A 24,470-nucleotide genomic window follows, 5' to 3' on the forward strand; every position below is an offset into this window, starting at 1 on the left:
CCATGAACACTGAAATTTCAGGTGTAATTTTTACTTACCTGCTCACGCTGGCAATAGCCATCCCTCTGGGCCGTTACATCGCCCGCATTTTTAAGGGCGAAAAAACCTGGCTCGACTTTTTAGCCCCGTTTGAACGTTTCATTTTTCGTTTCAGCGGCATTGATGCCAAAAAGGAAATGAACTGGAAACAGCATTTATTTGCCCTGCTTACTATCAATAGCGTATGGCTTATTTATGCATTTGTTTGTTTAATGGCACAAGGCCATCTGCCACTTAACCCGGATGCAAATCCGGGCCAGTCGCCTGATACGGCTTTTAATACAGCCATCAGCTTTTTGGTAAACTGTAACTTACAGCACTACTCGGGCGAAAGCGGCGCCACTTACTTTACACAGCACTTTGTGTTTATGTTCCTGCACTTTGTATCGGCCGCTACCGGTATTGCAGCGCTGATTGTGCTGTACAGGGCCTTGAAAGATAAAGTGACCGATAAACTGGGTAATTTTTGGGATTACTTTGTAAAAGCCATTACCCGTATATTATTGCCTATATCATTTGTAATAGCTGTCATCTTCGCCTTTAACGGCATGACTACCAGCTATGCGGGTAAAGATACTTTCATTAGCATGCAGGGTGATACCGTTCATGTATCCCGCGGCCCGGTTGCTGCACTGGTAGCTATTAAACACTTAGGTACAAACGGTGGTGGCTGGTTTGGTGCAAACTCTGCCCACCCTATCGAAAACCCTAACTACTTAACCAACACAGTTGAGTTGGTTGCACAGCTTATTATTCCTATAGCGCTGGTATTTGCCCTGGGCTTTTACCTTAATAAAAAGAAATTTGCTTACGTAATTTTCGGGGTGATGACGTTGGGAATGCTCATGCTGATGATACCAACCATTAATGCCGAACTAAACGGTAACCCGGCTATAGCCCACATGGGTGTTAGCCAGCCTACCGGTGCTATGGAGGGCAAGGAAGTAAGGTTTGGACCGGCCAATTCCGCATACTGGAGCATAATGACTACTGTTACTTCAACAGGTTCGGTAAACTCCATGCATGATAGTACCATGCCTTTATCAGGTTGTATGCAATTGCTGGGTATGATGGTTAATTGCTTTTATGGCGGTGTGGGTGTTGGTTTCCTTAATTTTTACATCTTTATCATCATCGCGGTATTTATATCGGGCCTGATGGTAGGCCGTACACCGGAGTTCCTGGGCCGCAAAATTGAAGCCCGGGAAATGAAGGTAGCTTCGCTGATTGCTTTATTACACCCATTCATCATATTAGTAGGCTTAGCCGTATCATCATACGTGGTGGTACACGTGTCTGGTGCCGATTGGGCAGTAAAACCGTCAACATGGTTAAATAACCCCGGTAACCACGGTTTTTCTGAAATGCTGTATGAGTATACTTCAGCAGCGGCCAACAACGGTTCGGGTTTTGAAGGGTTGGGCGATGGTAACATTTTTTGGAACGTAACTACCGGTATTGTAATGGTGCTGGGCAGGTTTTTACCAATAATTGGTCCGCTGGCTATAGCTGGTTTATTGGCCAATAAAAAATACATTCCTGAATCTGCCGGAACACTTAAAAGCGATACCTCAACTTTTGGGCTAATGATATTCGCGGTGATTGTAATTATAGCCGCCCTGTCGTTTTTTCCTGCACTGGCTTTAGGTCCAATTGCTGAACATTTTTCACTTAGATAATCATGAAAACCTCAAATACATTATTTCAGGGCGATCAGATGAAAGAGGCTTTTAAACAGTCGTTCATCAAACTAAACCCACGCATACTGTTCCGTAACCCGGTTATGTTTACCGTTGAAATAGGAACGGCAGTAATGCTTATTGTAACTATATTTTCCTTTGCAAATAAAGGACAGGGCAGCTTTGCCTATAACTTCACCGTGTTTTTGGTATTGTTGCTTACCGTGCTGTTTGCCAACTTTGCCGAAGCTATTGCCGAAGCACGTGGTAAAGCCCAGGCCGAAAGCCTGCGCAAAACCCGCGAGGAAACTCCTGCCCGCTTACTGGTTAACGGTAAAGAAACCATGGTAATGTCGAGCCAGTTAAAAAAAGGCGATGTGTTTATCTGCGAAACAGGCGATAACATCCCTACCGATGGCGAGATCATTGAAGGTATTGCTACCATCGACGAATCGGCCATCACAGGTGAATCTGCCCCGGTTATCCGCGAATCTGGCGGTGATAAATCATCAGTAACTGGCGGTACCAAAGTATTATCGGATAAGATAAAGGTTATGGTAACCACCCAGCCCGGCGAAAGCTTTCTGGATAAGATGATTGCGCTGGTTGAAGGTGCATCGCGCCAGAAAACACCAAACGAGATAGCTTTAACTATCCTGCTTGCAGGCTTTACGCTCATCTTTGTTATTGTGTGCGTTACCCTGAAACCTTTTGGCGATTATTCAAATACCCCGATAACAATTGCCGCATTCATCTCATTATTTGTTTGTCTTATTCCGACCACTATCGGTGGCCTGTTATCGGCCATCGGTATTGCCGGGATGGATAGGGCATTACGCGCAAACGTGATAACCAAAAGCGGTAAAGCGGTTGAAACTGCAGGCGATTTGGATACCTTGTTATTAGATAAAACAGGTACCATTACTATTGGTAACCGTAAGGCAACCAATTTTTACCCCGCCACAGGTGTTAGCAACGCCAGTTTTGTAGCCGCATGTGTATTAAGTTCTCTGGCCGATGAAACCCCCGAAGGTAAATCGATAGTGGAACTTGCCAACGAGGATAAAACCTTACCTAAAGTGGTTGCCCCTGCAAATTCGGTATTTATAAAATTCACCGCCGAAACCCGCTCAAGCGGTTTGGATACCCCCGATGGTTTACGCATCCGTAAAGGGGCTTTTGATTCCATTCGTAACATTGCCTTAAAGGCTGGTCACGCATTCCCAACCGAGGTTGAGGATAACGTTAAAAAAATCTCGTCAAATGGTGGTACACCGCTGGTAGTATCGCAAAACGAGGAGATAATGGGTGTAATTGAATTACAGGACATTATTAAACCAGGCATTGCCGAACGCTTTGACCGCCTGCGTAAAATGGGCGTTAAAACGGTAATGGTTACTGGTGATAACCCTTTAACTGCCAAATTTATTGCTGAAAAAGCTGGTGTGGATGATTTTATTGCCGAGGCTAAACCCGAGGATAAAATGAACTACATTAAAAAAGAGCAACAAGGCGGCAAACTGGTAGCCATGATGGGCGACGGTACAAACGATGCCCCAGCCTTGGCCCAGGCCGATGTTGGTGTAGCCATGAACAGTGGTACCCAGGCTGCCAAGGAAGCCGGTAACATGGTTGATTTGGATAACGACCCAACCAAGCTGATTGAGATTGTGGAAATTGGTAAGCAATTGCTGATGACCCGCGGTACGCTTACTACCTTCTCGATAGCTAACGACGTAGCCAAGTACTTTGCTATTGTTCCGGCCTTATTCATGGTATCTATACCATCATTAAGGGCGCTTAATATCATGGCATTGCACAGCCCCGAATCGGCCATATTATCGGCAGTAATATTCAACGCCATCATTATCCCGCTGCTGATACCATTGGCCTTGCGTGGTGTGGAATATAAACCGATAGGTGCCAGTGCGTTGCTACGCCGTAACCTGTTGATTTATGGCCTTGGTGGTATACTGATACCATTTATCGGTATTAAATTAATTGACCTTGCCGTAGGCGTATTTATATAGAAGAGATTTGAGAGGTGAGATATGAGATTTGAGACAAAAAAAGAATGTCGAAAATCTCATATCAAAGCACTCAGATCCAATTTAAAAGATGTGAGATAAGGAAATCTCATATCTCAAGTCTCATATCTCAAATCTAAAATAAAATGAAAACATATTTGTTGCCATCAATCAAGTTAACTATCATCCTGATAGTAATTACAGCCGGTATCTATCCATTAGCTATAGCCGGTGTTGGTAAATTAACTCCCGGCCACGGCGATGGGGAAACCGTAACATACAAAGGCCGCGTAGTTGGTTATGCCAACGAAGGCCAAAAATTTACTAAAGACGAATACTTTTGGAGCCGCCCATCTGCAGTTGATTATAATGCTGCCGGTTCGGGAGGTTCAAACAAAGGCCCTTCAAACCCCGATTATTTGAAACAAGTAGAAGGCCGCATCCAGGATTTTTTAAAGCATAATCCCGGTGTAACCCGTGCCCAGATCCCTGCCGAACTGGTTACCGCATCGGGTAGTGGGTTAGATCCTGATCTTTCGCCTGCAGGCGCAAAGGTACAGGTAGTCCGTGTTGCCAAAGTACGTGGCCTATCTGCCGATGTTGTAACCAAACTGGTTGATGAGCATACCGAAAAACCATTATTTGGCGTATTTGGCCCATCAAAAGTAAATGTGCTGAAGCTGAACGTGGCGTTGGACGAACTAAAGAAATAGCCCTCTCTAAATCTCTTCCCGGCGTGGGCTACGGCGTGTACACCTCTTTTGTTATAAAAGAAAATGTCATTTCGATGGAGCAAAGGGAGGAATGAGTGGGGCGCGAAAGAGAAACTACCTCTTGAGCGTAGCGAAAAATCTTATACGCCAAGCATAGTTCGCTTAGCATATCACTTAAGATTTCTCCTGGTATCTCGTTCGAAATGACAAGGGGTTTTTAAGAGAACTGAACTATATAAATGAAAAAGAACATATTATTATTCGCAATACTTTTAATTGGCTTTAATGTTGTAAAAGCCCAGGACACTGTTAAAACAACATCCGATGCGCCATTGGTGATCTTTGGATCGGTTGATACTTATTATAAATACGACTTTGCTGATAAAGGCAGCCAGATCCCTACCAGTTTTGCTACCGACCAAAATTCAGTTTCGATTGGGATGATAGACCTGGGGATTAAGAAGAAAGTTGGTAAAGCTGCCTTTTTAGGCGAAATGTCTTTTGGCCCAAGGGGGCAGGCGCAATCCGTACCTAACGGGCCAAACGGCGACTCGTATCATATCCAAAACCTATATGTAGCGTATGATGTAACCGATAAATTAACCCTTACCGGTGGTTATATGGCAACTTTTATTGGCTATGAGGTGATAAGCCCTGTTGGTAATTTTAACTATTCCACATCGTATCTGTTCACTAATGGCCCGTTCCAGAATGCTGGCGTAAAAGCAACCTATGCTTTTACCGATAAAATAAGCCTGATGGTTGGAGCATTTAACGATAACTGGAACGCTTACCAGTCTACCAAAAGGGTTAACAACTTTGGCGCTCAGCTAACGGTTATCCCGGTAAAGGGATGGACAGCTTATTTGAATGTTATTACCGGTGGTTTGCAGGGAACAGAATTTGATTTGACCACCGCTTACCAAATAACAGATGCGTTTAAATTAGGCTTAAACGCTGCCGACTATAAAGCTAACAATGGTATAACAGGAGGTTTTAACGGGGTGGCGTTGTATCCGCAATACGCGGTTTCAAAAGATGTGACCTTAGGCCTTAGGGGCGAGTACTTTAAAACAAAAACCGGTAGCTATACCTCTACAGCCGCGCCTGCACCCGGCGAAAATGTAACAGCAATAACTTTTACAGCAAATATTAAGGCTGGTCCGCTGGCATTGATACCCGAGTTTAGGGTCGACAATGGATCGGCAAACGCGTTTAAAAATCACTCGGGCGACCCGACTAAAACTGCCTCGCAATTTGTGCTGGCAGCGGTGTACGCCTTTTAATTTAAGAAAGATATGTATGAATGGTTGTATAGTTAATTTTGGTTTAATTATATGTTAGTTTGAGAAACATTCATACCTTAAAAGGGGGGCCGCGAGGGCTCTCCCTTTTATTAGTTTAAGAGAGAAGTATATTATCTACATACTTAATCAAATGAAATTTGTCATTTCGAAAGAGCCGGAGAGGTAAAGCGCGGGGGAGCAAAAGAGAAACTATCTCTTGGACGTAGCGAAAAATCTTCGACGCCAGGTTATCGATATGAATAGTCGAATTGTAAGGTGTCGAAGATTTCTCCTCGTACCTCGTTCGAAATGACAATAGCTTAATAGAAATATGGACGGCGAAAAAGAACGATCGGTTGAGCATTTCCTGGAGCTGATAAAAAAATCAAGGCGCGGGAAATTCAAGGTTTACATAGGCATGAGCGCAGGCGTGGGTAAAACCTTTCGCATGCTGCAGGAAGCCCAGGCTTTGATGCGTAACGGCATCGACGTTAAAATTGGCTATATTGAAACGCATAACCGCAAAGAAACCGTTGCTCAATTGGAGGGTTTGCCGGTAATACCCCGCCGCAAACTGTTTTACAAAGGTAAAGAGCTGGAAGAGATGGATTTGAAAGCCATCATTAGCCTGCGCCCCGAGGTGGTTTTGGTTGATGAACTGGCACATACCAATATTGAAGGCAGCAGCAATGAAAAACGCTGGCAGGATGTGCTGGAGATATTGAATGCCGGTATCAATGTTATCAGCGCGGTAAACATCCAGCATATGGAAAGCCTGAACGAAGAGGTGGAACGGATAACCGGGGCCAAAATAAATGAGCGGATCCCCGACAAGGTTTTGCAACTGGCAGATGAGGTGGTAAACATCGACCTTACCGCCGATGAACTGATAGACCGCTTAAAGGAAGGCAAAATATATGATGAAAAAAAAGTGCCTATGGCGCTCAATAACTTCTTCCAGGCCGATAGGATTTTACAGCTGCGCGAACTGGCCTTGCGTGAAGTTGCCCACCAGGTAGAGCGTAAGATAGATATTGAAATACCCAAAACTATTAAACTACGGCCCGAGCTTTTTTTGGCCTGCATTAGTACCAATGACGAATCGGCCAAAATAATTATTCGTAAAACGGCAAGGTTATCGTCATATTACCGTTCAAAGTTTTTTGTTTTGTATGTGCAAACATCACGGGAAAGTAGCGATAAAATAAACCTTGCATCGCAGCGCCACCTCATTAATAATATGAAACTGGCAACACAACTGGGCGGCGAAGTAATTAAAGTGAAAAGCGACCGCATAGCCCAAACCATTTGGGAAACGGCCGAAAAGTACGACATTACCACTATCTGCCTGGGTAAGCCACGCTTTAAATTTTACCAGGTTATTATGAAAACGGCGGTTTTTACCCAATTGTTAAATAAAATGTCAAAAACTGATATAGACCTTGTAATACTATCATAACCATGACTATTAAAAATAAACTCCGTACAGGCATCGGTTTCTTGTTTGTACTGGCGCTCACCTGTTGCGGATTATCTGTTTACTTCCTTAACCGCCTGTCGGCCGATGCCGGGGCAATACTTAAGGATAATTATAAAACCCTGCAGTTTACCCAAAACATGCAGGATGCTATCGATGCGAATGATAAGGCGCTTTCGCCAAAACAAATTGCGGTTATCGACAATAACCTTAAACTGCAGCAACATAATGTTACAGAAAAGGGCGAGCAGGAATTAACAGATTCGTTGACGCTTGTTTACACGCAGATAAAGCAGCATAATAACAATATAGCAGCGCAATTGCCTTTAAGGAGCCATGCCCGCCGGCTTATTTATGGTATCATGCACCTGAATATGGATGCAATTTCTCGAAAAAATGCCATCGCCACTGATACGGCAAGCAGGGCAAATGTGCTGGTGGCCGTCAGTGCTTTTTTATTGTTTACTATCGCGTTCACTTTTGCGGTAAATTTTCCGGGTTATATAGCCGATCCTTTAAAAGAATTAACAGCAAGGATAAAAGAGGTATCAAATCGTAATTACCACCAGCAGATAGACTTTCACTCCGATGATGAGTTTGGCGAATTAGGGCAGGCTTTTAATAATATGACCCGGAAACTGGATGAGTACGAGAACAGTAACCTGGCCAGCATCCTGTTTGAGAAAAAACGGATAGAGACTATTATTAATACCATGCACGATGCTATTATTGGTTTAGACGAAAAGCAGTTTATCATATTTGCCAACGAAGTAGCGTGTAACCTGATAGGCATGACCACCGAACAGCTTACCGGCCGGTACGCGCCAGACATAGCGTTGGAGAACGACCTGCTGCGCAACCTGCTTATAAATGAACAGCCACGGTTAAAGATTTTTGCCGATAACCGCGAAAGCTTTTACAGCCGCGATTCATTATCTGTGAGCAGCAAAAGTAAAGTGATAGGTAAAGTAATTATCCTTAAAAATATTACCGAGTACCAGCAGTTGGATGAAGCCAAAACCAATTTTATTGCCACCATATCGCATGAATTGAAAACGCCCATATCGTCCATAAAAATGAGCCTGAAATTGCTTGAGGACGACCGCATAGGTAATGTAAATACCGAGCAAAGGCAACTGCTGGAAAATATTGATGATGATGCCCGCCGCCTGCTGCAAATAACCGGCGAACTGCTGGATATGGCACAGGTTGAAACCGGTAAACTACAGCTTAACTTTGGCAGTACACACCCCCGTAACATTGTTGATTATGCGGTAAAAGCCATCAAGTTTACTGCCGATCAAAAACACGTAAACATTAAAGTAAAATGCGACGATACCCTGCCCGAGGTACACGCCGACCTTGATAAAACTACTTGGGTACTTATCAACCTGTTATCAAACGCCATAAAATACAGCCACGAAAAATCAGTTGTGGAGTTAACCGTAAAAAAGCATAAGAACGACGAGATCGAATTTTCGGTAAAAGATCATGGTAAAGGGATAGAAGAGCAATACCTGTCGCGGTTATTTGAACGCTACTTTAAAGTCCCCAACGCCACCGCCGACCAAACCGGCACCGGCCTTGGCCTTGCCATTGCCAAAGATTTTATTGAAGCCCAAAGCGGCCATATTATGGTTGATAGCGAGATAGGGGCAGGGAGCCGGTTTGCCTTTACATTGAAGAGGGCGCTGTAGCGTATTTTTACTAAAAAATTGTCAATCCTGAGCGGTAAGTTTCGCGAACCTCTGAAGTGGAAATGACGTCTAAAAATAAAAGACTGTCATGCTGAGGAACGAAGCATCCATTCGCAAACTTTTTGGCGGATTATGCATGGCGTAGAACAGATCCTTCGTGCCTCAGGATGACAGCAAATTGGACATCTCATGAGTAGGTACGAAGGATGACAATCTTTATTTTGAACGATTTACTCCCCCTTCACAACCTCGCGAAATTTACCGCTCAGGATGACAATAAGTAATACAATTCTAATTCACCTCCACAATCTTCATCCCCCACGGCTCCAACTGCATAGCAGAATTACTGCTCACACTTGCTCCCGAAAATAACTCTTTCCCATTCCCATAAGGATAGGTAAAGTTTACTTCCTTATCCGAGTAATTAAAATAATAATGCACCGTTTTACCCGCCTGGTTTACGCCGTACTTGGTAATTACAGGGAAAGCCAACTGCTGATCGGTACCCCAAAGACCTGCCTTTTTTACCGCGTCGGCCAGTATTTTATCGGTAACGGCGCTGGTTGTAACGCAGCCAATATAAGTTGCCAGGCCTTTGCCATAAGCGTTTTCGGTAATGGCCGCGTATTTGCCCCAAACCGGGTGGTCGTAATAGGCCAGTACCTTGGCGGTGGTAGGGGTGATGAGTTCCATCCAGGTATTCAATTTTTTATCTTCGGGTTTCAGGTTAAAATCGTCGCCTTTTAGTCCAACGTTTTCGGGCACGGTAAACTGGCTGTAGTAAATTCCTAATGCTTCATTAATTATGCCGGGCTGGTGGGTTGTGCGCACTTTAACATTTTCGTCGCTGAAGCCGCTTTTAAAGGTGTAGATGATGTGCCCGCCATTTTTTACGTAGCGGTTAAGTCGTTGTAATAAACTATCGGGTGCGGCATACAAAACGGGCACAATCAGTAGCTTGTAGTTTTCGATGTTCAGGCTGGCAGGGTCAACAAAATCGCAGCCTACGTTCATATGGTATAAGCCATCGTACAATTGGCGCAATACTTCATTATAACCGGTGCGTACACCCCAACCAAAGCCAAAAGCCTTAAAGCCCGTAAGCGCCTCGTTGCTGAATAGTATGGCTACATCGTTTTTCTTTTTCAGGTTGATGAGTTTCGGGCTTAGCCGGTCAAAATCCTTGCCGATTGTTTTAGCTTCGTTATAAACCGGGTTCGGCTCAAAATCATGACTTAGCAGGCCTTTCCAATAGGTCTCGATCGAGTTATGGATGGAGTGCCATGGCCAGTAGCCCACCATATTGGCGCCTGAGGCCAGGTGGCTAAAAGCCTGTAATCTCAATTGTCCTGGGTAAGGTGTCCATTGGGCAAAGCCCTGCGCTTCGGTCTCTATTGTCAAATAGTTTTTACCACCCTTCATAGATCGGGTAACATCGCCGCCAAAAGAAATCTCGGCACCTGTAAGCTTATCCTGGCTGGGGTGATAAATATCTATCCCTGCAATATCCATGGCCTTGGCAGCCGCAAAATGGTCAACATCGGGCTGGATACCGAAAGAAGAGCCACGCCAGTCCAGGTCGAAGTTTTGGGTAATAAATTGGTCGGGGCGTTTGTATTCGCGCACAATGGCTGCCTGCCAGCCGAGGTACTGGGTAACCACCTGGCGCTGAAACTTGGCAAATTCAGATGATAAGCTGCCATTGATGGTATTGTTCATCGATGGGAAATCTTCCCATGCGTTAATGCGGTTGCTCCAGTAATCCAAGCCGAAGATGTGGTTAATATTATCGAGCGTTTTATATTTAGCCTGCATGTATTTTACAAACAACGCCTGCACATTTGGGCCCGATGTACCGTATGATTTGGTTTCGTTATCAACCTGGTAACCAATAACTGCGGGATTATCTTTCACATGCTCCATTATCTTGCGGATCACCCGCTCGGCATACATCCTGAAATCGGTATTGGTAATATCCATATTTTGCCTTGGCCCGTATTGGTTTTGGCCCGATGGCGTAATAGCTAATATTTCGGGATGCTTTCGGGCCATCCAGGTAGGTATGGCGTAGGTAGGCGTGCCAACAATCACTTTGATGCCGCCTTTTTGCATGGCGGCCAGCATCCTGTCGATATGGGTAAAATCAAAAACACCATCTTGTGGCTCAACCGTACTCCAGGTACTTTCGGCAATGCGCACCACGTTTATGCCCGCTTCCTTCATCATCTTTACGTCTTTGCCAAGGCGCTCGTAAGGCATATATTCATCATAATAAGCTACGCCGTAAAGCAGCTTATCCATTTTGGGGTATTGCGCAAATGAAGCAGTGCCGAAAAATAATTGCACAATGAAAAGCAGCAGGAATCTCTTTTTCATAAAACTGGATTTTGGTACAAATTGGTTTACGCCATGAAATTAAGTAATAATTGTTTATTTAACACACATTGTTTGGTATTTCGGATTTCGGAAGTGAGATTTGGGATGTTTTGATTAGGATTGCACGGATTTTTGGATTGATTTACCGATTTTTTGTCAGAACCGGGATTTGTCGGATTTACGGATTACCGGATTTCTGCTTGCCGCTTGCCAATCAAAATCTAAAAAAATCTGATGAATCTGCTTAATCCGGGTTCAGACAACCTTTCCAACTACTCACAAATAAAAAACAGATATTTGCTTCACCAGTTATTATCTCATGAAAGTATTTTTACGTATAGCATTAATTTTGCTGTCTGGCATTTTGTTGCACAAGGCAACCGCCCAAACCAAGCGTTTAACCTACTGCAACCCGCTTAACCTCGATTACGGCTACACCCCTTTTGATAGTTTTGCAAGCTGGGGCAAACACCGCGCTACTGCCGACCCAACCATGACCTTGTTTAAAGGCAAGTACTACCTGTTCAGTACTAACCAGTTTGGCTACTGGTGGAGTGATGATATGCTGAACTGGAATTTTGTATACCGCAAATTTGTACGCCCCTACAACCAGGTTGCCGGCGATGAACTTTGCGCACCCGCCACGTTGGTTTTGGGCGATACCCTGCTGGTGATAGGATCGACCTATAATAAGGATTTTACCCTTTGGATGAGCACCAGCCCTACCAAAGATGACTGGAAAGCGGCTAAAGACTATTTTAAAGTAGGCGCCTGGGATCCTGGCATGTTTGCCGATGACGATGGCCGGGTTTACATTTATCATGGATCGAGCAATACCCTGCCGCTTTATGGGCAGGAGATAGACAGGAAAACATTTGAACCCATCGGCCCCAAAAAAGAAATGGTTAAGCTGGATCCCGAAAAGCATGGCTGGGAGCGCTTCGGCGAACATAATGATAATGTATTCCTGCTGCCCTTTATTGAAGGCTCGTGGATGAACAAGCATAACGGCAAATACTACCTGCAATTTGGTGCGCCCGGTACCGAACAAAGCGGCTATGGCGATGGCGTTTTTGTGGGCGATAAGCCACTTGGTCCGTTTACCTATCAAAAACATAATCCGTTCTCGTACAAGCCCGGCGGCTTTGCAAAAGGAGCGGGGCACGGAGCAACCTGGGCCGATAAGTATGGCAACTACTGGCATATCAGCACCATGGGGATTTCGGTAAAAAATAACTTTGAACGCCGCATTGGCTTTTGGCCTGCCGGTTTTGATAAAGACGGAACGCTGTATTGCAACACCGCCTATGGTGATTATCCCCAATATTTGGCCACCGGCGCCGAAGACCACCTGCAAAGTAACTTTACCGGCTGGATGCTGCTGAACTATAATAAGCCGGTAGAAGTATCGTCGACCCTGGGCGCTTACTACGCCAATAACGCGGTTGACGAAGATATCAAGACTTACTGGAGCGCCAAAACTGCCAGCAAAGGCGAGTGGTTTAAAACCGACCTGGGCGAAATCAGTACCATCAACGCCGTGCAAATTAACTATGCCGACCAGGACGCCACGTTTATGGGCAAATCAATGGGCGTTTACCACCAGTATATGGTTTACTCGTCGGTAGATGGAAAAACATGGAAACCTTTAATTGACAAAAGCCGAAATAAAAAAGATGTACCGCATGATTATATCGGACTAAAAACGCCAGCAAAAGCGCGTTATCTGAAAATGATTAATCTGCATATGCCTACCGGAAAGTTTGCGCTATCAGGATTCCGGGTATTTGGTAAGGGTGCAGGCGCAAAGCCTGATACTGTTCAAAACCTGATTGTGCTGCGTGGCGACAGCGAGCGCCGTAACTCCTGGCTTAAATGGAAACCCAATGATAGCGCCACCGGCTATACCATCTATTTTGGCATAGCGCCCGATAAACTGTACAACAACATGATGGTATACGGCAAAAACGAGTTTTATTTTAGCGGGATGGATAGGGATTTACCTTACTATTTCCAGATAGAGGCCTTTAATGAAAACGGGATTTCGGCAAGGACAAAGGTGGTAAAGGTGGAATAAGAAAGCGTTCTGTTCCTTGTTTAGTGAAATGTTTATTTTATATTATGAAATCGAAGAGTGGTAAGATAATGAAAGCCGAGTGCCGACCCCAATAACCATTCGGGTTTAGTATGCATCGGAAACCCTTTTTTATACTCCCCGCGTTTTTTAAGGTGGAGATAATTATCTTTATTAGTATAGAAATCATTAAAAAAGGAGCATGGATCAAAGACTAAGAAACCATATAGAAAAGATCGTGTTACTCAACGATGATGAGTATGAATTTGTATTAAGTCATTTCACCGCTAAAAAATTTAAAAAACATCAATTTCTTATTCAGGAAGGAGAATCTGTAAAACACAATTTTTTTATTCTGTCCGGGCTTTTAAAGCTGGTGTATATTGACGATACGGCAAAGGAGCATATTGTCTCGTTTGCTATGGAAGACTGGTGGGAAAGCGATTTTCTGGCCTATTATACGCAGACCCTATCGACCATGTCACTGATATGCCTGGAAGATACAGAAGTACTGTGCTTAACGCTGGAAAATTACCGCAATCTTTGTGATAGAATGGAAAAGATGGAAAAATTTTTTCTCGAAAAAGCCAACTTCGGCTTTCTTGGTGCACAAAGGCGCATCGTCTCTTTGTTAACCTCTAATGCAAAACAGCGTTACGAACAACTTCTTAAGCAATATCCTTCACTCGTTCAGCGGGTGCCGAAAAGTCAGCTGGCTGCATTCCTGGGAGTATCCCGTGAAACTTTGAGCCGTTTTAATTAATAGTGTGATATACCTCACATGATAATGGTGAGGTATATCAAGGCTTGATCCCGAATGTTATCCGGATTTTTGCACTGTAAATTTATACTGCAATTATGAAAAAGATCGCAAAACTGGCAACACTATTATTAACAATTACTGCACCTGCATGGGCGCAAACTTCAAAACATGCACAGATGGAAAAAAGGATAATCAATCCCTGGGGGTGGCAGGACGAACGCAGTTATGTACAGGCTGTTGAAGCAAGACATGTGGAAAGCACACTTTACATTTCGGGACAAACCGCTATAAGCGATGACGGAATATCAAGTAATGACGATATGAAAACTCAACTAACCAAAGCATTGCAGAATTTAGAGACTGTGATCAGCAAGGCAGGGTACAAACCTGAAGGGATCGTCCGCTTAAATATTTATACGACATCGACCTCTGAGCTTTTGTCGAATTTTAAGATTTTTCAAGATTGGGCCGTCAGGAATGGCGTCAAACAAGCACTTACGCTTTTGGAGGTGAAAAGCCTATTCGAAACTTTAAAAGTTGAGTTGGAAGCAACTGTCGTTAAATAAAGTATTCGTTCGAGGATTAGTGGAAACGGAAGACTCACCCGCCGGAATGGGTCTTTCGTTTGCATAACTTCTACAATCAATTATTAATTTAGGTTTCAGGCTTCTATCTTTGGGCATGAAGGTAAAGCAGCATAGGTCAGGGATATTAAGTAGGATTCGTTTTGATTATTTGGCGTATCGTATTTCATAACTATTACGCAAATTAAGAAAGGTGGAAGTTTATTGGCCTAATAGTTGTGGCTTTTTTGTAAACTGCAACCTATGCTGAAAACAATACCTGTATTTATAGCTTCCCTGTTTATTTATAGTGGAATTGCGGCGCAGACGCCCGATAGTACCTTGAAAAAATCGCCTGTTAAAACTTTAACTGATGCGCAGTATACCGCATTGTTAAAAGGAGATGATATTTATAATATGCCGCCGGTGGCACTGCTGAACCATTACCCAATGCCGGATGTGGCTATGCAGTTTAAAAAGGAGGCAGGCCTTAGCCCCATACAAATTACTAAGATTGAAGCTATTGCTAAAGAGCTGAAACGCAAACGAATTGAAATGGGGGGATTTATTGTTACCAACGAAAAGAGACTGGATGATTTGTTTAACAAAGGAACCGACGAAGGCAGCATCATTTTTTATAGTAACCGGTCGGGCTTGTACTACGGCGAACTGCGGGATGCCATTTTGATTGCCTGCTACAATACCTGGAAACTGCTATCGCCGGCCCAGATAAAAAAGCTGGAAACTTTGCAAAATCATAATTGATAAATTTGCCGATTGATTTGTTTAATTTAGCGGCCCCAAATAAAGTGTATGAAAATAACTTTTGATTTTGAAAAACCCCTTGCCGAGCTGATGCAGCAAATTGAAAAGGTGAAGCAGGTTGAAGATAAAAACAAGCTGGATATGTCGGCAACTGTTGCAGAGCTGGAAGCCAAATTGGAAAGCACCAAAAAAGAAATATACGGCAATCTTACCGGCTGGCAAAAGGTACAGATTTCCCGCCATCCCGAAAGGCCATATACCCTGCAATATATTGAGCTGATGTGCGATGATTTTATTGAATTGCACGGCGACCGTACAGTTGGCGATGATAAAGCCATCATTGGTGGTTTTGGAACATTAAATGGCCAAACAGTGATGTTTATAGGCCAGCAAAAAGGCCGTAACACCAAAGAGCGCCAGTACCGCAACTTTGGTATGGCTAACCCCGAAGGCTACCGGAAGGCTCTGAGGCTGATGAAAATGGCCGAGAAATTCAACAAGCCGGTTGTTACCTTAATTGACACCCCCGGAGCATTCCCCGGTCTGGAAGCCGAAGAACGCGGACAAGGTGAAGCCATAGCCCGTAACCTGTTAGAAATGTCGATACTTAAAGTACCTATCATCTGTGTTATTATAGGCGAAGGTGCATCAGGCGGCGCATTAGGTATAGGTATTGGCGATAAAGTAATGATGCTGGATAACTCCTGGTATTCGGTAATATCGCCGGAGAACTGCTCAACCATCCTTTGGAAAACATGGGAAAATAAAGAACGTGCCGCCGAAGTTTTGAAACTGACATCTACAGAAATGCTAAAAAACAAGCTGATAGACGGGGTTATTAAAGAGCCCCTTGGTGGCGCCCACCAGGATCCCGTAGCTATGGCTGCCACGCTTAAAAAGCAATTGCTAAAAGATCTTAAAATCCTCAAAGAAAAAGACGTTACCGAACTGGTTAACGAACGCATCGAAAAATTCTGTTCGATGGGTGTAGTAAACGAATAATAGTTTTCGGACTTTAATAACCATATACTAAAAAAAGCGGCGATTGCCGCTTTTTTTAGTATCACCCTTTTTGTTACAAGAGCGTCTATTCTTAACGTATTCGGTGGGAGACCTGTCAGTCTGAGTTGTAAAATTTCGCGAAATCCTGAAGGAAGAATGACAATGATTTCGCCCTAATGTCATGCTGAACTTGTTTCAGCACCCCACGTGCTAAGTATACTTCATGCGGGTCACCTGTCCTGTGGGATCCTGAAACAAGTTACAAGGATGACTTCCGTTTTTTAACTTGTCATGGGTAGCCTGTCGAAGACTCGCGCGGAGAGGCCTTTGCCCGCTATGGTTCGACGGGCTCACCATGACAGCCCGTTTAAATTCTTAATTCTATTTCCCCGTACCCATGCCTAATTTCTTCTCATATTCTTTAAACTGCGTGTTAAATTTGGCGTTCAGTTGTGGTTGTTTGTAGTTTTTGGTAAACTCTACCAACCCGTTCAGCATCGACATCGAATATTGGATATCGCGGCTCTCCAGCGTGGTATCGCCGCTTTGCAACAGTGTTAAATTATAAGCCAGAAGGTTGGTTACGTAAGCATCAACCAGGTTGGCCAGTTTGTTGGCCATTTGGGTTTCGCCCAGGCGATAGGCGGTTTCAATCAGGTAATATTTGCGGATGGCTATCTCGGTATTTGGGATGGTCTCCGGCATTACCTCGTCGTATTTTTTTAACGCGTTTTTAGCCAGGTCGGTTTTTCCTTCTTTTAACAGGTTATCGGCCAGGCTGGAGTATAACCTCGAGATCAGCGGGTAAAACATGGTGTTTGATTCATGATCAAGATAGCTGGCCGTTTTCATGTTGCCCCATTTGTATTGTGTCATCATGTTATGGTACATTACCGGGGTGTTAATCAAATCGGCCGCGTTTGCTGCAGTATCTACCTTTAATGGCATAAGGCGGTTTGCAAAACCTTCGCTATATAAATATTTGCCAAGGCCTATCAGGTTTTCATCGGGTACGGTGGTAGCAAAGTAAATCGGCCTTTTCCAGTTATTGTGGGCCAAAATATCCATCATAGCCAAAATATCCTTGGTTACGTATTTGCCGTTAAATGTCCAATCCATTTCGGGCGCTATCTGGTCCTTTTGGGCGGCAGGCACTGTTCCGGTTTTAACCACATCGTCTGCATTAACCGTTATTTTGAATTTTTTGGTTGGCAAGTAGTTGCCTATATCGCCATTACCATACTCGGCCATGGTAGCTTTATCATCCGAAGTAATAAAATCAAAAACATCCTTTAACTCGGTTGAGCCTGGCAGGTTTTTATCGCTTAAATAAACCACATCGCGCACACCCGCTTTAAATTTATCGTCGGGCATAGTAATAGGCAGAGGCTCCGATTGGTTCATTTTATGCTTCATGCCACGGATATACCAATCGGTTCCCAGTAAGCTTAAATTGACAATGCGTACATCTGGCCTTACATTTTCAACTTCCTGTATATACCAAAGCGGATAGGTATCATTATCGGCATAAGTAAACAAAATAGCATTTGGCGCACAGGAATTGAGGTAGTTGTAGGCCATATCATGCGGTGTAAGCTTGGTCGACCGGTTATGATCGTCCCACTCCTGGCTGGCCATTAGTATGGGAGCGGCTAATAAACAAACCACGGTAGCAATAATGCCGCTGGTTTTGGCATTAACTACCTTCCTTAAAAGCTCGGCTACGCCCATAACACCAAGCCCTATCCAAATTGCAAAAGCGTAAAACGATCCGGCGTAGGCATAATCACGTTCACGTGGCTGTAAAGGATCCTGGTTTAGGTAAAGTACAATGGCAAGACCGGTAAAAAAGAATAGTACCAAAACCACACCGGCGTTTCGCTGGTCGTTTTTAAAGTGGAAGAATAAGCCCACCAGGCCAATTATCAACGGTAAAAAGTAAAGGCGGTTATAGCTTTTGCTTTGGGTAACCTCGGCAGGCAAAGGCTTGTTAAAATTCCAGCCGCTTATCCAGTTGCCATCGGCACCGCTGTTGCTGGTTTGCCCGTCAAGGTCATTGGTACGGCCAACAAAATTCCACAGAAAATAGCGGGTATACATCTGGTTAACCTGCCAGGTGCCAAAGAAGCCCAGGTTGGTAGCAAATGTTGGTTTTTCGCCTTCGGCCAATTTACTCCATGCGCGGTAAAATTGTGCATGGCCTCCCTTGTCGCTAAACATCCGGGGGAAAATGGTATTACGATCATAAACAGTTGTTAGTTTTTTGCCGGCAACCTCGTACTGTGTTTTGCCGCGGCGGTAAATTTTAGCGCCTTCGGTTTGCTCGGTAGGCGTCGAGTCAAAAAATTGGCCGTATAATAAAGGCGTATCGCCGTACTGATCGCGGTTTAAGTAGCTGTTGAGTGCAAAAGCATCCTGCGGATCGCTGTTATTCAGGTTCGGGTCGGCCTTCGCGCGCACTACTATCATCACAAACGAGCTGTAGCCAAACAGGATAAACAACAGGCACACAAAAAAGCTATTGAGGGCAAAACGCTTTTCACGAATTTTAATCACGTACTCCAACAAGGCCAAAATACCTATGCCAATAACTGCACCAATAATGCCGGTACTAATACCCAGCGCCAATATAAAACATACCGCCGAAGCTATAATGGCAAGCTGCGATTGTTTAATAGTATAATAAATGCCAAAAGCAATGGTGCCTATCAATAATACAAAAAAAGCAATAGCACCGCTGCCGAAGCCCATACCCAGGGTGTTTACAAAAAGCAGATCGGAGAAGGCCGCGCCTTTAACTGTAAACTGGATAACGCCCCATAACACAAAAGCTACCGATACCACACCCGCAAAAAATGCCAGTAGCGTGCCCTGGGCGGTTATGGCTTTTGCCTTGCGGAAATAGATTACTAAAGCTATTGCCGGTATTACCAGCAGGTTTAACAGGTGGATGCCTATTGATAAGCCCATGATGTAGGCAATAAAAACAATCCAGCGGTTGGCGTTGGGTTCATCAGCATGGGCATCCCATTTTAGTATAGCCCAAAAAACGATGGCTGTACATAAAGATGATTGCGCGTAAACTTCAGATTCAACTGCCGAAAACCAAAACGTATCTGACCAAGCATAGGCCAAAGCACCAACCAAACCAGAACCTATAATGATAATCAGGCTGGCGATATTAATATCTTCGGCTTTTTTTACCAGTATTTTTTTAGCAAGCGCAGTAACCGTCCAGAATAAAAACAGGATAGTTGCGCCGCTGGCCAATGCCGAGGCCATATTGGCCCAGTAGGCAACCCTGGTATTATCGCCCATAGATAACAGTGTAAATACTTTACCTATCATGGTAAACAAAGGCGCTCCCGGTTGATGAGCTACCTGCATGCGGAAGATACAGGCTATAAATTCGCCACAATCCCAAAAGCTGGCCGATGGTTCAAGTGTTAGAATATAGGTAATGGTAGCGATAATACCGGCTATCCAGCCAAAAATATTGTTGATCTTAGTGTAGTTCATGTCAGGTACTTTCGTATATCAAAAGGCTTAATTGAGCCGAAATTAGCAAAAAACTATTATGATGCCGAAACCAAACGGCTTACCTTAACTCTTTTTAATCGTTTTTAGCTGTAAAACAGGCTTGTAAATACTTTTTTCAAATTCTGTTTTGAGAGTTAAAAAATCGTCTTATATTTGCATTCCTTTTCGGAGAGTAAAACATCCAGGGAGATTGCCTGATAGTATAATGGTAGTACGACGGTTTTTGGTACCGTTTGTCTAGGTTCGAATCCTGGTCGGGCAACAAGAAATTTCGGATTTCGAATTTTTGATTTCGGATTTATTCCGTTTTAGAAAATCGAGGTCCGAATTGTATTTTAGGGGGTTGTTAACGGCCTGGTTTATTTTATTTTAGCTTGATAAGCAATTGAAAATTAACCAAATCCGAAATCAGACATCCGAAATTCAAAATTCAAAAAAATGCCATTACAATTTAATCCGGTTAAATTATTTGCAGGTTCGGGCTCAAAAGCGCTGGCGCAAAAAATTGCTGAAGCCTATGGCCGCGAATTGGGCGATGTAGTACTTTCACGTTTTAGTGATGGCGAATTTCAACCACATTTTAATGAAACTGTAAGGGGATGCGATGTATTCCTGATACAAAGTACCCACCAGCCTACTGATAACCTGATGGAATTGCTGATGATGATTGATGCCGCCCGCCGTGCATCGTCACATTATGTAAACGCCGTTATCCCGTATTTTGGTTTGGCGCGCCAGGACAGGAAAGATAAACCCCGCGTAGCTATAAGCGCAAAACTGGTAGCCAATTTATTGGTGGCAGCCGGTATTAACCGCATCATGACCATGGATTTGCACGCAGCGCAGATACAGGGATTTTTTGATGTTCCGGTTGATCACCTGGATGCCTCTATCATTTTTGTGCCGTACATTAAAAGCCTTGGTCTTGGTAATTTAACCATTGCATCACCAGATATGGGCGGCTCATACAGGGCGCGCAGCTTTGCTAAATTTTTTAATGCCGAGGTTGTAATTTGCGATAAACGTCGTAAACGTGCCAATGAGATTGAATCGATGACATTGATTGGCGACGTAACCGACCAGGACATTGTATTGATTGATGATATTTGCGATACAGCCGGCACGCTGGCCAAAGCAGCAGGCTTAATTATGGAACGTGGTGCACGCAGCGTACGCGCGGTTTGTACACATCCCGTATTATCTGGTAAAGCTTACGAAACTATCGAAAACTCGGTATTAACCGAACTGATAGTTACCGACACCATACCATTGAAATACGAAAGCCCTAAAATAAAAGTACTATCAACTGCCGAATTGTTTGCAAAAGCTATAAGCAATGTAAATGAACACGGCTCGATAAGCCAGTTGTTTAGGGTAGACTAATTAGTCCATAGCTGATGGTCAATAGTCTATTGCAGAGGGAACACGCATTAAAACAAATCCATGGTCTATTGACTATCGACCATGGACTTAATAAATAATAAATAAAATAAAAACAAATGAAATCAATTGCTATTAGCGGTTCTCCAAGAGAGAACGTAGGGAAAAGAGACGCTAAAGAACTGCGTTACCAAGGCTTAGTGCCTGCAGTACTTTACGGTGGGCCAACCCAAACCCACTTTTCAGTGTCCGCAGCTGATTTGAGAGCCGTAGTTTACACTCCGGTTGTTCATTTCATCGATCTTGACGTTGCTGGTGTTAAATCACAGGCTATTATTAAAGATTTGCAGTTTCACCCTTTAACTGAACAAATTATCCACGTAGACTTTTTATTGCTTGACGAGAAAAAGCCTATCACTATCGAGATCCCTGTTAAATTAACCGGAACTTCGCCAGGTGTTAAAGTGGGTGGTAAATTAGTTCAAAAACTAAGAAAACTGCGCATCAAAGCATTACCTAAAGATCATTTAGATGCTATTGAAGTAAGCATTGCAGCTTTGGAAGTTGGTAAATCAGTAAAAGTGGCCGAAATTAAATTGCCAAACTTAACTATTACCAATGCACAGGAAGATACTATCGTATCTGTAACTACTTCACGTGCATTACGTCAGGCTGAGCAGGAAGCTGCTTCAGGTAAAAAATAATTTTTACCCCCTGGTAAAAAAAACGCGATCGGGCTTTGCCTGGTCGCGTTTTTTTTGGGTCAAGAATTTTTGGCAAAAGCAAGGTTTTTAAACGCCTTGTTGTGGTTGATTGGTGGTTTGAGTCGGAAGTAAGCAACAAGCGAAAATGACTTGAGACTTGCAACTAAATACTTTTGACTTAGCGTTAGCTGTTTGAATTTTGTAATATTTAGTTTGATACTTATAACCGCATCGCTTTGCAGGTTGTTTAAATTTGTATCAACAAAAACATAATACCTATGAAATACAGAAATTTAGGGAATACCGGCGAAAAACTATCTGCCATTGGCTTAGGCTGTATGGGCATGAGTTTCGCCTATGGCCCGATAGATAACGACGAATCATTAGCTACACTTAACCTGGCGCTCGACCTCGGCATTAACTTTTGGGATACTGCGGATATGTATGCCAACGGCAAAAACGAAGAACTGATAGCCAAAGTACTGAAGCAAAACCGCGATAAAGTATTTATAGCCACCAAATTTGGTTTCAGGGTGAGGGATGTCAACGCCCCTTATGCGGGTAGCGGCACCGCCAATGTTTATTTTGATGCCTCGCCCGCTTATATGAAAACTGCGGTTGAGCAAAGTCTCAAACGACTAAATATCGATACCATCGATCTATACTACGCGCATCGCATCGATCCCAATGTGCCTGTGGAGGAAATGGTGGGAGCTATGGCCGAATTAGTTAAGGAAGGCAAGGTTCGTTACCTTGGTTTATCAGAAGCATCGGCTGCAAGCATCCGTAAAGCACACGCCGTGCATCCTATTGCTGCCCTGCAAAGCGAGTATTCATTACTTACCCGCGATGTAGAGAACGAAATACTGCCGGTATTACGCGAGCTAAATATTTCATTAGTGCCTTATAGCCCGCTATCGCGTGGCCTGGTAACCAATACCTTAAATAAAGAAGGACTTGCCGACGGCGATTTCCGTAAAACATTGCCACGTTTTAACGAGGACAACTGGGACAATAACCAAAAACTGGCCCGTGAATTTGCTGTCCTGGCACAACAAAAAAATGTTGCACCTGCACAATTAGCCTTAGGTTGGGTGCTGGCACAGGGCGATGATATTATCCCTATCCCCGGCACCAAAAAACGCAAATACCTGCAGGAAAACGCAGGAGCTGTTGATGTGAATTTATCAGCTGTGGATTTACAGGAGATAGACACGCTGTTAAAAAAATATCCAGATACCGGTCAGCGTTACTATGAAGCATCTTTAAAAATGACCAATCTGTAATTTTATTTAGGGGTGTTTATTTTTATGGTGATATTAGATCATGAAAGATCATCACTATAAAACCACCATCACCTGGACAGGTAATACCGGTGCCGGTACTAAAGATTATAGGTCATATGAACGTGGCCACACCATCAGCATTGATGGTAAGCAGGATATTTCAGGCTCCTCAGATCCAAGTTTCAGGGGGGATAAATCCCGTTATAGTCCCGAAGATCTGTTGCTTGCATCAGTAGCTGCCTGCCACATGCTGTGGTACCTGCACTTGTGTTCGGTGGCGGGCGTGGTGGTAACCGCGTATGAAGATAGGGCAGAAGGTACGATGGTTGAAACCAGCGACGGCGGCGGTTATTTTACCGAAGTAATATTAAAGCCGGTGATCACCCTTAAAGAAGCCGCTATGCAGACCAGGGCGGATGAACTGCACCACGAGGCTAACAAATTATGCTTCATAGCCAACTCGGTAAAATTCCCGGTTTTGCATCATGCGGAGTATAGGGTGGCGGACTAAGGTAAATTGCGTTTGGCTTCTTAATGAAAAAGCTCCTACCTGTGTAATAAATAAAAAGATGGAGTAATATTTCGATTCCCGGCGTAATGGATTGAAGTACCAGGGTCCGGCAATTATGCCAGGCTCACTTTTTTTGACAAGCTTTTGTTGTATATTCCTGTTGTTTATTCCTTGTTTGCTAATAATTCACTTTGCAATTGTTTTTTACCCCAATTGTGTAAATGCTCTATAAACGGGATTAATTCCCGCCCTGTCTCGCTCACCGAATATTCTACTTTGGGTGGCACTTCGTGATACATTTTCCGTGTTATTAATTTATCGTCTTCCAATTCCCTTAAAGTCTGGGTAAGCATTTTGGTGGTAATATCGGGCAAAGTACGGGTTAGCTCGCCGTAGCGCAGTACAGTTTTTGAGTGTAAATACCATAAAATCCTCGCCTTATATTTTCCGCCGATGCGTTTAAACGCATATTCAACGCCACAATTCTGGATTTGCTCAGGGATTTCGCGTTTATTTTTCATTTTTATTTTATATAAAATATTGATAATCAATTATACATACTTTTTGGTATATAACATACAAATAAGT

The 24,470-nt window shown here is 43.6% G+C and carries 18 protein-coding genes and 1 tRNA gene; 16 read left to right on the forward strand and 3 right to left on the reverse strand.

What is annotated here, in order from left to right; translation table 11 throughout:
* Window positions 1-2: 2 nt before the first annotated feature.
* The 6 genes from kdpA to ACFGVS_RS25190 all read left to right on the forward strand — a co-directional run bounded on the left by kdpA (window position 3) and on the right by ACFGVS_RS25190 (window position 8,918).
* The gene (kdpA, locus tag ACFGVS_RS25165) at window positions 3-1,718 is read left to right on the forward strand and encodes a potassium-transporting ATPase subunit KdpA (RefSeq protein WP_439696025.1); all 1,716 of its coding nucleotides are present in this window, start codon (window positions 3-5) and stop codon (window positions 1,716-1,718) included.
* 2 nt (window positions 1,719-1,720) lie between these two features.
* Window positions 1,721-3,748 (forward strand): potassium-transporting ATPase subunit KdpB, encoded by a 2,028-nt coding sequence (kdpB, locus tag ACFGVS_RS25170; RefSeq protein ID WP_439696026.1) that lies wholly within the window; start codon window positions 1,721-1,723, stop codon window positions 3,746-3,748.
* A gap of 143 nt (window positions 3,749-3,891) precedes the next feature.
* Window positions 3,892-4,458 (forward strand): K(+)-transporting ATPase subunit C, encoded by a 567-nt coding sequence (locus ACFGVS_RS25175; RefSeq protein ID WP_439696027.1) that lies wholly within the window; start codon window positions 3,892-3,894, stop codon window positions 4,456-4,458.
* Window positions 4,459-4,697: 239 nt separating this feature from the next.
* Entirely contained in the window at window positions 4,698-5,744 is a 1,047-nt protein-coding gene (locus ACFGVS_RS25180; protein ID WP_439696028.1) for a porin, read from the forward strand.
* A 331-nt stretch (window positions 5,745-6,075) separates the two neighbouring features.
* Entirely contained in the window at window positions 6,076-7,203 is a 1,128-nt protein-coding gene (locus ACFGVS_RS25185) for a sensor protein KdpD (RefSeq protein WP_090651826.1), read from the forward strand.
* A 2-nt stretch (window positions 7,204-7,205) separates the two neighbouring features.
* A complete protein-coding gene (locus ACFGVS_RS25190; protein WP_274209756.1) occupies window positions 7,206-8,918 on the forward strand; it encodes a HAMP domain-containing sensor histidine kinase in 1,713 nt (570 codons plus the stop codon).
* 291 nt (window positions 8,919-9,209) lie between these two features.
* Here the strand turns inward: ACFGVS_RS25190 and ACFGVS_RS25195 are convergent, their stop codons facing one another.
* The gene (locus tag ACFGVS_RS25195; RefSeq protein ID WP_439696029.1) at window positions 9,210-11,294 is read right to left on the reverse strand and encodes a beta-galactosidase; all 2,085 of its coding nucleotides are present in this window, start codon (window positions 11,292-11,294) and stop codon (window positions 9,210-9,212) included.
* Window positions 11,295-11,613: 319 nt separating this feature from the next.
* Here ACFGVS_RS25195 and ACFGVS_RS25200 point away from each other — a divergent pair, with 319 nt between their 5' ends.
* The 5 genes from ACFGVS_RS25200 (at window position 11,614) to ACFGVS_RS25220 (ending at window position 16,461) form a co-directional block, all read left to right on the forward strand.
* Window positions 11,614-13,371: a family 43 glycosylhydrolase gene (locus tag ACFGVS_RS25200; RefSeq protein WP_439696030.1), complete on the forward strand. Its 1,758-nt coding sequence runs from the start codon at window positions 11,614-11,616 to the stop codon at window positions 13,369-13,371.
* Between the two features lie 199 nt (window positions 13,372-13,570).
* Window positions 13,571-14,131 (forward strand): Crp/Fnr family transcriptional regulator, encoded by a 561-nt coding sequence (locus tag ACFGVS_RS25205; protein ID WP_090651829.1) that lies wholly within the window; start codon window positions 13,571-13,573, stop codon window positions 14,129-14,131.
* A gap of 95 nt (window positions 14,132-14,226) precedes the next feature.
* Window positions 14,227-14,697, forward strand: coding sequence for a RidA family protein (locus ACFGVS_RS25210; RefSeq protein WP_255369890.1), 471 nt, complete (start codon window positions 14,227-14,229; stop codon window positions 14,695-14,697).
* Between the two features lie 261 nt (window positions 14,698-14,958).
* On the forward strand, window positions 14,959-15,459 hold the full coding sequence (locus tag ACFGVS_RS25215; protein ID WP_090651830.1) for a hypothetical protein: 501 nt from the start codon (window positions 14,959-14,961) through the stop codon (window positions 15,457-15,459).
* 48 nt (window positions 15,460-15,507) lie between these two features.
* Window positions 15,508-16,461, forward strand: a complete 954-nt coding sequence (locus ACFGVS_RS25220) for an acetyl-CoA carboxylase carboxyltransferase subunit alpha (protein WP_090651831.1) — start codon at window positions 15,508-15,510, stop codon at window positions 16,459-16,461.
* A 381-nt stretch (window positions 16,462-16,842) separates the two neighbouring features.
* Here the strand turns inward: ACFGVS_RS25220 and ACFGVS_RS25225 are convergent, their stop codons facing one another.
* Entirely contained in the window at window positions 16,843-19,980 is a 3,138-nt protein-coding gene (locus ACFGVS_RS25225; protein ID WP_439696031.1) for a DUF2723 domain-containing protein, read from the reverse strand.
* Window positions 19,981-20,192: 212 nt separating this feature from the next.
* Here ACFGVS_RS25225 and ACFGVS_RS25230 point away from each other — a divergent pair.
* The 5 genes from ACFGVS_RS25230 to ACFGVS_RS25250 all read left to right on the forward strand — a co-directional run bounded on the left by ACFGVS_RS25230 (window position 20,193) and on the right by ACFGVS_RS25250 (window position 23,882).
* Window positions 20,193-20,263, forward strand: a tRNA-Gln gene (locus tag ACFGVS_RS25230).
* A 176-nt stretch (window positions 20,264-20,439) separates the two neighbouring features.
* Window positions 20,440-21,384: a ribose-phosphate pyrophosphokinase gene (locus ACFGVS_RS25235; protein WP_090651833.1), complete on the forward strand. Its 945-nt coding sequence runs from the start codon at window positions 20,440-20,442 to the stop codon at window positions 21,382-21,384.
* Between the two features lie 116 nt (window positions 21,385-21,500).
* A complete protein-coding gene (locus ACFGVS_RS25240; RefSeq protein ID WP_090651834.1) occupies window positions 21,501-22,085 on the forward strand; it encodes a 50S ribosomal protein L25/general stress protein Ctc in 585 nt (194 codons plus the stop codon).
* Between the two features lie 278 nt (window positions 22,086-22,363).
* A complete protein-coding gene (locus ACFGVS_RS25245; protein ID WP_439696032.1) occupies window positions 22,364-23,371 on the forward strand; it encodes an aldo/keto reductase in 1,008 nt (335 codons plus the stop codon).
* A 40-nt stretch (window positions 23,372-23,411) separates the two neighbouring features.
* The gene (locus ACFGVS_RS25250) at window positions 23,412-23,882 is read left to right on the forward strand and encodes an OsmC family protein (protein WP_439696033.1); all 471 of its coding nucleotides are present in this window, start codon (window positions 23,412-23,414) and stop codon (window positions 23,880-23,882) included.
* 164 nt (window positions 23,883-24,046) lie between these two features.
* On the opposite strand, the gene ACFGVS_RS25255 is transcribed toward ACFGVS_RS25250, so the two are convergent.
* Window positions 24,047-24,403 carry a winged helix-turn-helix transcriptional regulator gene (locus ACFGVS_RS25255; protein WP_439696034.1) on the reverse strand — a complete coding sequence of 119 codons (357 nt, stop codon included), beginning with the start codon at window positions 24,401-24,403 and terminating at the stop codon, window positions 24,047-24,049.
* Between the last annotated feature and the right edge of the window lie 67 nt (window positions 24,404-24,470).

It is taken from the genome of Mucilaginibacter sediminis, assembly GCF_051903035.1.
GTDB lineage: Bacteria > Bacteroidota > Bacteroidia > Sphingobacteriales > Sphingobacteriaceae > Mucilaginibacter.